The organism is Lacinutrix jangbogonensis, from assembly GCF_000797445.1.
GTDB classification, from domain to species: domain Bacteria; phylum Bacteroidota; class Bacteroidia; order Flavobacteriales; family Flavobacteriaceae; genus Lacinutrix; species Lacinutrix jangbogonensis.
In genome coordinates this window covers 164,718-176,920 of record NZ_JSWF01000016.1, presented here as the reverse complement: position 1 = coordinate 176,920, position 12,203 = coordinate 164,718, and the positions used below count along the sequence as shown (strand labels likewise).

At 32.9% G+C, this 12,203-nt stretch carries 6 protein-coding genes and 1 pseudogene; 6 read left to right on the top strand and 1 reads right to left on the bottom strand.

What is annotated here, in order from left to right; genetic code table 11:
* The 3 genes from RH82_RS03260 to RH82_RS03250 form a co-directional block, all read left to right on the top strand.
* The coding region (locus RH82_RS03260) for a T9SS type B sorting domain-containing protein (RefSeq protein WP_241147999.1) at positions 1–854 on the top strand (854 nt) is incomplete at its 5' end.
* Positions 855–917: 63 nt separating this feature from the next.
* The gene (locus RH82_RS03255) at positions 918–1,661 is read left to right on the top strand and encodes a hypothetical protein (protein ID WP_034058010.1); all 744 of its coding nucleotides are present in this window, start codon (positions 918–920) and stop codon (positions 1,659–1,661) included.
* Positions 1,662–1,816: 155 nt separating this feature from the next.
* Positions 1,817–4,540 (top strand): zinc-dependent metalloprotease, encoded by a 2,724-nt coding sequence (locus tag RH82_RS03250; protein ID WP_052158188.1) that lies wholly within the window; start codon positions 1,817–1,819, stop codon positions 4,538–4,540.
* 100 nt (positions 4,541–4,640) lie between these two features.
* Here RH82_RS03250 and RH82_RS03245 read toward each other — a convergent pair whose 3' ends face one another.
* Complete coding sequence (locus RH82_RS03245; protein ID WP_034058006.1) at positions 4,641–5,165, bottom strand: hypothetical protein; 525 nt, start codon at positions 5,163–5,165, stop codon at positions 4,641–4,643.
* 228 nt (positions 5,166–5,393) lie between these two features.
* Here RH82_RS03245 and uvrA point away from each other — a divergent pair.
* From uvrA to RH82_RS03230, 3 genes and pseudogenes are all read left to right on the top strand, one after another.
* Positions 5,394–8,230 (top strand): annotated as a pseudogene (gene uvrA / locus RH82_RS03240) (excinuclease ABC subunit UvrA).
* A gap of 136 nt (positions 8,231–8,366) precedes the next feature.
* On the top strand, positions 8,367–9,056 hold the full coding sequence (locus RH82_RS03235; RefSeq protein ID WP_034058003.1) for an LOG family protein: 690 nt from the start codon (positions 8,367–8,369) through the stop codon (positions 9,054–9,056).
* A 233-nt stretch (positions 9,057–9,289) separates the two neighbouring features.
* Positions 9,290–12,127, top strand: a complete 2,838-nt coding sequence (locus RH82_RS03230) for a gluzincin family metallopeptidase (protein ID WP_052158187.1) — start codon at positions 9,290–9,292, stop codon at positions 12,125–12,127.
* Positions 12,128–12,203: the final 76 nt, after the last annotated feature.

Genomic DNA, 12,203 nt, shown 5'->3' with positions numbered 1-12,203 from the left:
TAATAGACAATGAACAAGACAGTTCTACCTGTTATGAAACAGCAGAGATCACCCTACAAGTCAATCCAATGCCATCCTTTACTTTAGAGGCTGAGTATTTATTATGTATCAATACTAATGGTACAGAAATTATAAATTCGCCAGTAATAGACACAGGCTTAGATGCTACATTATATACTTTTGTATGGTCATTAGAAGGTACAATATTACCAGGTGAAACAGGTTCAAGTATAGCGCCAACAAGCGGCGGTACTTATAGTGTTATAGCTACAGATAATGCTACAGGATGCGCAAGTATACCAGTAGACACTTTTGTAACAGTAAGCGAGCCACCAGTAATAGACGCAGAAGTAACAAGCTTAGCCTTTGCAGACCAACACGATATTGCAGTAACAGCAAGTGCAAGCGATGCTACAAACAACTCCATAGCAATATACGAGTTTAGTCTAGATGGCGGTAGTTGGGAAACCAACGAGCCAAACGATAGTATGTACACGTTTACAGATGTTTCAGCAGGACAGCACACCATAACAGTAAGAGATAGGATAGGTTGTGGAGAAAGTACAATAACTATTATGGTTATGGATTACCCACATTACTTTACACCAAATGGTGATGGTTATAATGATACTTGGAATATATCTGCTATTGGTAACCAACCAGATGCTGTGATTTACATCTTCGATCGTTATGGGAAACTCCTAAAACAATTAAGTCCAACAGGTGCAGGATGGAATGGGACTTACAATGGCAATCCAGTACCAACAAGCGACTACTGGTTTACTTTAGAATACAGAGAACCAAGTACAGATGAAAAGAAATCAATACGTGCTCACTTTACGTTGAAGAGATAAAAGAAATTCGTAAATACTAAGATTTTAATATACTAAATTTGACTAAAGCTAAAAATTAGTAAAATGAGAAAAAAGAAAAAACTAACACTTAAATGGGGTCTAAAAATAATAGCAGGTGTTGTAGTTTTTTTTACTCTGCCTACGCTTCTACTCTATGGTTTTCTTCACTTCAAATACAATGAAGAATTGCCTATTGGAGAAGAAACTGCACAAGCAGATGTTTTAGCTAATAAAATGCTTAACGCATTAAATTACAATGCCTATAAAGCAACAGATTATATAGAATTTACTTTTAAAAAACGTCATCATTATAAATGGAATAAAACCAAAAACACCTGTGAAGTCTACTGGAAAAAATATAAAGTGAATTTAGACTTAAATAACAATTCTAAAAGCGAAACGTTTCAGGATGACGTCAAAATTGAAGGTGAAGAAAACCAAGAACTCATTCAAAAAGCATTAGCATATTTTAATAACGACACCTTTTGGTTAGTCGCTCCTTATAAGGTATTTGATGAAGGTACAACAAGACGCATTGTTACTTTAGAAAATAATAAAAAAGCATTATTAGTTACTTATTCTTCCGGTGGTTCGACACCTGGAGACTCCTATTTATGGTATTTAAATGACGATGGAAAACCTAAAAGTTTTCAAATGTGGGTAGATATTTTACCTATTGATGGATTGGAAGCATCATGGAGCGATTGGACAACAACAGAAACTGGAGCGCTATTACCAACGTTTCATAAGTTAATGGTTCTAGGATTGGAAATAGAAAATATTAAAACTAATAAAAATTTACTATAAATAACAGCAATAGATATTATTTAACAAATTAAACTCTTAAATTTTATGCTTTTACGCCGTTACTTTTAAAAGGCAGAAGTAGTAGTTTTTAAATCATTTATTAAAATAAATTAATTGTTTTTCAGTATATTATAACAAATTTAAAATCGCTAATTATGAACAAAAACCACCTTTTATTACTCATTTTAATTCCAATCATAGGATTTTCACAAGGTGAATCTTTTTGGACATCAAAAAAACAAGATGAACTTAAAAATGAAAAAATACTAGAAAAAAACATCGAAATAAATAGTGCTGACTATTTCAGTTTGGATTTACAAAGTTTAAAAAACAAGCTAGATCAAGCACCACACAGAAGCTCTAATACTAATTCTACTATTTTTGTAAATTTCCCTACGATTGAAGGCAAGACTAAAAATTATAACGTTTACAATGCTTCAATTTTAGAAGAAAATTTAGCTAATAATAATCCAGAAATACAATCTTATGTAGGTATGAGCCAAGATGGTTCTGGAGATGTTATTCGGTTTTCTACAACAATTTTTGGTTTTCATGGAGCTATCTATTCTATTGGTAACACTTATTTTATTGACCCCTATAGTGAAGATTTAAAAAACTACGTTTTTTATGCAAAAAAGAATGTAAGGTCTAAAATAGATAGACTAGGATGCGAAGTAATCGAAGTATTAGAAAATAAAAATGAGGACACTAGTATTTTTAATAAGAATGCTGATGATGGTACATTAAGAATATTCCGTTTAGCACTATCATGCACACAAGAATATGCAAACTATCATATCAATGCTGCCGGACAATCTGCTGCATCAGATGCTGTAAAAAGAGCAACAGTGCTAGCCGCAATGAACGTTACAATGACAAGAGTAAATGGCCTTTTTGAAAGAGATATGGCATTAACAATGGTTTTAGTAGATAATGCTAGTATTATATTTTTAGCTGAAAATGATGGGTTTACGGATGGTGATCCAAGTGCATTAATAAATGAAAATCAAATAATTATAGATGCAAACATTGGAACAGCAAATTACGACATTGGTCACGTATTTACTACTGGTGGTGGTGGAGTAGCTGCACTTGGTGGTATTTGTTACAGTAATGCAAAAGCTGGAGGTGTTACAGGGACTTCAAATCCTGTAGGAGATTTATTTGATGTTGATTTTGTAGCTCACGAAATTGGACACCAGTTTGGTGCAAACCATACATTCAATGGTGGTCAAGGTAACTGTTCTGGAGGAAACAGAAGTGCTACTACGGCCGTTGAGCCGGGAAGTGGAACAACAATTATGGCGTATGCAGGTACATGTGGTTCAGATAATATACAAGAAAGTACTGACGATCACTTTCACGCCATTAGTATTGCAGAAATATGGACACGTATTACACCTCCGGGAGAACCAACGTGTTCTACAAATACACCAAACGGAAATACTGCACCTGTAGTTAGTGCAGGAAATGATTATACCATTCCTTACGGCACTGCTTTTACACTATCTGGAACTGCAAACGATGTAGATGGGACAACATTATCTTACTGTTGGGAACAAACCGATGTAGGAATTTCAACAAATATTCCTTCAACAACAAATACAACAGAGCCTCAATTTAGATCATACACTCCAATGACAACTGGAGATCGCACATTCCCACAATTAAGCGACATCTTAGATAATAACTTAACTCCTACTTGGGAAGTTATGCCAAATGTCGTTAGAACAATGGATTTTGCTTTAACCGTTAGAGATAATGGTTTTCCAAATGGTGGGCAAACTAGCAGAGACGACATGACGGTTACATTAGTAAATACAGGTCCTTTTAGAATAACAGCGCCAGACACAACAAACGAAAGCTTTTCAAACGGAAGTTCTACAACCATTACTTGGGATGTTGCAGGTACAACTGCTAATGGAATCAACACATCTAACGTAAATATCTTGTTATCTACAGATGGCGGCTTAACTTTCCCAACAACATTGGCTTCTAACACTGCAAATGATGGAACAGAACTCGTTACTTTTCCTACAGTTTTGGAACCGTATTGTAGAATAAAAATAGAAGCAGTAGGAAATATATTCTTTGCAATATCTAAATCATTCTCTGTAGGAGCTACTGTAACAACCAATACTGTTTGTAACACCTATACAACTGGACCAATTACAACTGCAATTCCGGATGGTGGAGGAGCAAATGTACAAGGCCCTCTTGTTTTTATACCTATTACTGTTACAGAGACTACACTAATTACAGATGTTAGAATAAGCGCAAATGTCACCCATTCTTACATAGGAGACTTAATTATGCAATTACAAACGCCTAATGGAGGTGGTTTTTCTAATTTATGGAATAGAAGCTGTAACGACTCACAATATGGAAACATTGATATCACTTTTAAAGATGGGGAAGCTCCAATTGTATGTGCTTCTCCAACAGCAGGAACGTATGCACCTACAAATCCAATGACTGGATTTACCGGAAATAATCCTTCTGGAACATGGGAATTAATATTTGTTGATTTTTTTAATGGTAACACTGGTGTTGTAAATGAATGGTCGATTGAGTTATGTACAACATCAGCAACTATAATTACAGAAACTTTAGACCTTGATAGTTTTGAATTTAATAATTTCTCACTATATCCTAATCCTAATAATGGAGACTTTTCTTTAGCATTCAATTCTAACTCAGGAAAAGATATTAATGTTAATATTTTTGATATTTCTGGAAGAATTGTATATGAAAATATTTATGATTCAAAACCTAATTTTAACGAAACCATTGCTTTAGAAAATGTAAGTTCTGGAATGTATTTAATAAAAGTTACAGATGGAGATAAAACGGTAACTAAAAAATTAATTATAAAATAATAAATTTTATACTCAAATTAAAAGCCTTAAATTATATTAAATTTGAGGCCTTTTTTTTTTGAAACTTGGTTTTTTTTTTAAGATTACCACATACTTTACACTATTTACTCTTCTGCCCAACAAACTGCTGTTCCTTAACCTTAAACAACACATTAAACGTAGTTAAACTACCATAAACACGTGTAATATATTGTTGCAAATCTATCTTTTCTTGTTCTTCAAGATTACTAGAATTCACTTTTTGTTCCATAACACGTAAACGATCGCGAACCATTGTGATTTTGTGAAAGAAATCGTCAATCTTAATTTCCTTACTTTTTAAGTTGGTGTCTCCTGGTTCTAAAATAAGCTTACCACCTTTCCATTTGTCGCCAATCGTTATAACTTCAGAAACATCGCTATATTTCTTAAGCAATCGCATTAGGCTTTGCTCTACATCGAAAAAACTGACTTTATCAACTTCATCTTCAGTCGCTTCAATAATTTCAAAATCTTCGTCAAGCGAAATCGTTTCTAAACCATTGTCAATAAACGTTACCCAATAATGTTCGTTATCGACATTTGTTACGACTCCTTTTCCGTGTTCTTCGTGGCTAATTCTTGAGCCTATTCCTAGTATTTGCATCAACTGTATGTTTATTATTTCCGCGAAAGCGAAAAGTATTTAAAATTGTCTTATAATAAATTCCAAATAAAGAGCAGAATGGTATTATATTTAAAATCGAAGTTAAAAATTAAATACTAAAAATAGTATTCAATTTTAATAAAATCCTAACTAATTCCATTTCAGAAAGAAGTGTAAAAACCTTAACTTCGCAAATCTGTTTAAAAACAGCAGAGTTTTGCAATTACTATGACAAATTTTGAAGAAAACATTGTGGTACAAGGTGCCAGAGTTCATAATCTAAAAAACATAGATGTAACCATTCCGCGAGAAAAACTAGTAGTCATTACTGGTTTATCTGGTAGCGGTAAATCGTCTCTTGCTTTCGATACTATTTATGCTGAAGGCCAACGCCGATATATCGAAACATTTTCGGCTTATGCTAGACAGTTTTTGGGTGGTCTAGAACGTCCTGATGTTGATAAAATCGACGGACTATCTCCTGTTATCGCTATTGAACAAAAAACAACTAGTAAATCGCCACGTTCTACTGTTGGGACTATTACAGAAATCTACGATTTTCTGCGTTTATTTTATGCGCGTGCTAGTGATGCGTACAGTTACAACACTGGCGAAAAAATGGTGAGTTATAGTGACGAACAAATAAAAACGTTAATAATAGAAAGCTATAAAGGCAAAAAAATAAATATATTATCACCTGTTGTGCGTTCTAGAAAAGGACACTATCGTGAATTGTTTGAGCAAATTGGGAAACAAGGCTTTGTAAAAGTGAGAACCGATGGCGATATCAAGGATATTGTTAAAGGCATGAAGCTGGATCGTTATAAAATGCATGATATTGAAATTGTAATCGATAGACTTAAAATTGATGATTCTATTGCAAACGATAAACGCTTAGAAGAAAGCATAAACACAGCGATGTATCATGGTGACGATGTGTTAATGGTTATAGATCATGACACTCAAGAAGCACGTTATTTTAGTAGAAATTTAATGTGCCCAAGTTCAGGTGTTTCATATCCAAATCCTGAACCAAATAATTTTTCTTTTAACTCACCAAAAGGAGCTTGCCAAAACTGTAATGGTATTGGAGACTTATACCAAGTGAATGAGAAAAAAATTATTCCAGATGATTCATTATCTATTAAAAATGGAGCTTTAGCGCCTCATGGACCAGAAAAGAAAAGTTGGATTTTTAAGCAATTAGAATTAATTGCCGAACGCTTTAATTTTAAAATGACCGATGCTTACAAGGATATACCAAAGGAAGCTAAACAAATTATACTCTATGGTGGTAACGAAAAATTCTCTGTAGATAGTAAATCGCTTGGTGTAAAAAGAGATTATAAAATTGATTTTGAAGGTGTTGCTAATTTTATAGACAGTCAGTATAAAAACGCTGAATCAACCTCTTTAAAACGATGGGCAAAAGAATACATGGACAAAATAGAATGTCCTGTTTGCGAAGGTTCTCGCTTGAGAAAAGAATCTTTATACTTTAAGGTTGCTGGAAAAAACATTGCAGAATTAGCGAATAAAGATATTGTAGATTTAGCAAAATGGTTTAATGGATTAGAAGAAAACCTTTCAGAAAAACAAATCAAAATTGCCGAAGAAATAATAAAAGAGATTAAAGCCAGACTTCAGTTTTTATTGGATGTTGGTTTAACTTACCTGTCCTTAAACCGAAGCTCGAAATCACTTTCTGGTGGAGAAGCACAACGTATTCGTTTGGCTACACAAATAGGTTCTCAATTGGTTGGAGTACTCTATATACTTGACGAACCAAGTATTGGTTTGCACCAACGAGATAACGAAAAACTAATTAATTCTCTTGTTGCACTTCGCGATATTGGAAATTCGGTTATTGTTGTAGAGCACGATAAAGACATGATAGAACGTGCAGATCATGTAATCGATATTGGACCGCGTGCAGGAAAACATGGTGGCGAAATTATTAGTCAAGGCACACCAAAACAATTACTAAAGGAAAAACGTTAACTGCGGAATACCTTAACGGTAAAAAGAAAATAGAAATACCAAAAACACGTCGTGAAGGCAATGGAAAGTTTATTGAACTAAAAGGCTGCACTGGTAATAACTTAAAAAATGTTTCGGTAAAATTACCTTTAGGAAAAATGATTGGTGTTACAGGCGTTTCAGGAAGTGGAAAATCTACTTTAATTAATGAAACCCTCTATCCTATTCTTAATGCTTACTATTTTAATGGTGTAAGAAAACCAATGCCTTATAAAAGTATTAAAGGTTTAGAACATTGTGATAAGGTTATCGATATTAATCAGTCACCAATTGGAAGAACTCCAAGAAGTAATCCTGCAACTTACACAGGTACTTTTAGTGAAGTTAGAAGTCTTTTTGCTAAAATTCCTGAAGCTATGATACGTGGTTATAAACCTGGTCGTTTTAGTTTTAATGTTACTGGTGGGCGTTGCGAAACTTGTAAAGGAGGAGGATTAAGAGTTATAGAAATGAATTTCCTTCCAGACGTATATGTAGAATGCGAAACCTGCCAAGGCAAGCGCTTTAATCGCGAAACATTAGAGATTAGATATAAAGGTAAAAGCATTAGCGATGTACTAAACATGACTATTAATGAAGCTGTTCCATTTTTTGAAAACATACCTAAGATTCATAAAAAACTTAAAACCATTAAAGATGTTGGCTTAGGTTATATTACGCTTGGTCAACAAAGCACAACACTTTCTGGAGGTGAGGCACAACGTATAAAATTAGCGACAGAATTAAGTAAACGCGATACTGGAAACACCTTTTATATTTTAGATGAACCTACAACTGGGTTACATTTTGAAGACATTCGTGTTTTAATGATTGTTCTTAATAAGCTAGCAAATAAAGGTAATACTGTTTTGATTATAGAACACAATCTAGATGTTATTAAAACCGTAGACCACATTATTGATGTAGGTTACGAAGGTGGACAAGGTGGAGGACAAATTATTGTAGAAGGCTCTCCAGAAAAAGTAGCAAAACATAAAAAGAGTTATACTGCACATTTTTTGAAGAAAGAATTGAATCAAAAATAATGTCACACTGAGCTTGTCGAAGTGTTAAAAAAAGAACTAAATTAGCACGCTTGATTTTAAGCAAAAAATAACAACATAAAATTTCTAGAATTTACACTGATTACTGTCAAAATCCGGAAATGTAAAACATAAAAAAATGAGAAAAGAACAACATCACAAAGGTTGGAATGAGAAAAAAACTAACGATTCGTGGGCCATCTTCAAAATTATGGGAGAATTTGTTAGCGGATTTGAAAAAATGAGCCAAATTGGTCCTTGTGTTTCTATTTTCGGATCTGCTAGAACTAAGCCAGATCATAAATATTATAAATTAACCGAAAGCGTTGCTAAAAGTATTTGCGATGCTGGTTATGGTGTTATTACAGGAGGTGGACCAGGTATTATGGAAGCGGGTAATAAAGGTGCGTATTTGGCTGGAGGAACTTCGGTTGGATTAAATATCGTTTTACCTTTCGAGCAGCATGACAATCCATATATCGATAAGGATAAAAGCCTAGATTTCGATTATTTCTTTGTTAGAAAAGTAATGTTTGTAAAGTACTCTCAAGGTTTTGTAGTGATGCCTGGAGGTTTTGGAACTTTAGACGAATTATTTGAAGCCATTACCTTAATTCAAACTAATAAAATTGAAAAATTTCCTATTATATTGGTTGGTACAGATTTCTGGTCTGGATTAATGGATTGGGTTAAAGAAACCATTTTAGAGAAGTTTGGAAACGTTAGCGCTAAAGATTTAGATTTAATTCACGTGGTAGATACAGAAGATGAAGTTGTAAGTATTTTAGATGCTTTCTATAAAGAATCGGGCTTAAGTCCTAACTTCTAATACTCAATTATATTCTCAAATCTTGAAAAGTGAAATTTAATAATTCCTTTTTTTATTACTTTAAAATCTCACGAATCGCATTAATATATAAAGCACCTGCGATAAGTGACTGTAAGCATTTCTATTAACGAAAATAATTAATTAAATGTTAATACAACTTCATATTCAAACGGAATGTATTATGTTGCATTAAATGGTGTAAATGTTAAATCTTTAAAGTTGCTAAAAGTAAATTGAATCTAAATTTCACTTCCTTTATATTTTGTCTATTTCTGTGTTTTTCTGTTTATAGCCAGAACAAACTTGATATTAATGCGACTTTCGATCTCGAAAAGAAAAGCATCAATATCGAGCAGGCTATAACGTATTATAACACTTCAAATATTGCTCTAGACACCATTTATCTAACAGATTGGAGTCATAGCTATTCAGCCAAAAATACACCTTTAGCAGAGCGCTTTGCAGATGAGTTTAAAAACACCTTTCATTTTGCGAAAAATGAAGATCGTGGATTTACAACCATAATTTCAATTAAAGAAAACAATACAGAATCTACTTTTTCACGCTTAGAAAAGCAACCAGATATTATAAAGGTCACGCTAAACCAACCTCTGCTGCCAAACGAAAGTTACACACTTAATCTCGTTTATATTGTACAGGTGCCAAACGATAAGTTTACGCGTTATGGTATTACAGATGAAGACGATTACAATTTAAGATACTGGTACATTACTCCTGCTGTATTTAATGGTAAATGGCAATACTTTAGCAACAAAAATTTAGACGATGCATTTGTACCTAAAGCAGATATTAGTTTAAAGGTTAACTACCCAAATAATTATTCTTTAATAAGTGAATTAGATGAAGAATATACAGAAGACATCAACGGAAATGGAACAAGGCTCACTATTCTTAAAGGAAATAATAGAATAAATTCTAAGCTGTTTTTAAATAAAAAAGATACTTATGAAAGTGTAGAAACCGATTATTTTACTGTAGAATCTAATATAGATGAAGAAAATTTAAAACCTACTGAAATAGCAGTTGTTACAGATAAAATCGCCAGTTTTATTAGTGAAAATCTTGGGGATTATCCGCATAAAAAAGTGCTTATAACCAAAATCGACTACAAGAAAAGCCCAATTTATGGTTTAAACTTGTTACCCGATTTTGTGCGTCCGTTTTCTGATTCGTTTCAATACGAATTAAAAATATTAAAGTCAACTTTACATAATTATCTTGAAAACACATTAATAATAAACCCAAGAGAAGACCAGTGGTTAATAGACGGTATTCAAACGTATTATTTAATGAAATACGTTGATGAAAATTATCCAGATATGAAAATTTTAGGCAATCTCGCTGATATTTGGGGCGTGCGTGCGTTTCATGCTTCAGACTTAAAATTTAACGATCAATACAATTTTTTATACATGCATATGGCACGTTCTAATTTAGATCAACCATTAGATATGCCTAAAGATTCGCTTCTAAAATTCAACAAAAATATCGCCAATAAATACAAAGCAGGCGTTGGACTAAAATATCTTGACGAATACATGGATACTAATTCCATGAATAAAATGCTAACTCAATTTTTAAAAGATAACAAACTTGAAGCTACAACTACTGAAGCCTTTAAAGACTATTTAGTACAACACACAGATAAAAATATTAATTGGTTTTTTGATGATTATGTTGGTAGCAGTAAAAAAATAGATTTCAAAATTAAATCTGTTGAAAAAACAGAAGACTCTCTAACTATAACTATTAAAAACAAAAAGAATCATTTAATGCCAGTGTCTTTATTCACTATTAAAGACGATAGTGTTTTATCAAAGCAATGGATTGAAGGTTTTAAAGGTTATAAAACAATTACAATTGCAAATAATGAAGCAGATAAGCTCGCACTAAATTATAACACTACTATTCCAGAAATGAATTTAAGAAATAACTGGAAATCTTTAGGAGGGTTTTTAGCTAATAACAAACCTCTTCAATTTAGATTATTTAAGGATATTGAAGACCCTAATTATAGTCAAGTGTTCTTTATGCCAGAATTTGGTTATAATTTTTACGATGGAATTACACCTGGCTTGAAACTATATAATAAAACACTCTTAACTAAGAATTTTTTATATCGAGTAAGCCCCAAATACGCTATAAAAAGCAAACAATTGGTTGGTAGCGCCTCTGTAAGCTATGCAGACCGTAGAGAGCATTCACGAAATTACTACACTAAATATGGCCTTGGAGGGGAATACTACAACTACGCTCCTAACCTATCATACACCTCTTATACTCCTTTTATAGATTTTAGATTTAGAGATCCAAATAATTTGAGAGATAATAGAAGAAGCTTCTTAAAATTTAGATATGTAAATATCGATAGACAGGTTGATCTAACAGGAGAATTTGAAACTGAAGGCGAACCTAAATACAGTGTTTTTAATATCAAATATGGCGAAAGAGATCCTAATTTAAAAAACTTTAGTTCTTGGGATACAGACTTACAACTGGCAAAAAACTTTGGTAAATTATCGGCGACAGCAGAATTCAGAAAACTTACCGAGGGCAACCGGCAATATAATTTACGCTTATTCGCTGGAACCTTTTTGTATAACAAAACGTATGAAACTACAAATTTCTTCAGCTTTGCTTTAGACAGACCAACAGATTATTTGTTTGATTATGATTATATAGGGCGCTCTGAAGAAGCAGGATTATTTAGCCAGCAACTCATTGTTTCTGAAGGTGGATTTAAGTCACAATTAGAGCCAGCTTTTGCAAATCAATGGATAACAACGGCTAATGGAAGTACAACCATTTGGCGTTATATTATGGCTTATGGAGATCTAGGGCTAGTAAAAAGCCACAACAACAATCCTAAATTTGTTTACGATGCTGGAATACGTCTAAATTTGGTTGAAGACTATTTCGAACTGTACCTTCCTGTGTATTCTAATTTAGGGTGGGAAATAGCACAACCTAATTACGATCAAAGTATTCGATTTATAATTACTTTATCACCTAAAACTTTATTAAGTTTATTTACCAGAAGATGGTATTAAAAACCTGAGTAATCTTCAACGAATTTTCATTTAAATACATTATTATGAATTATTCGCAGTTAAATTGTTGAATTAT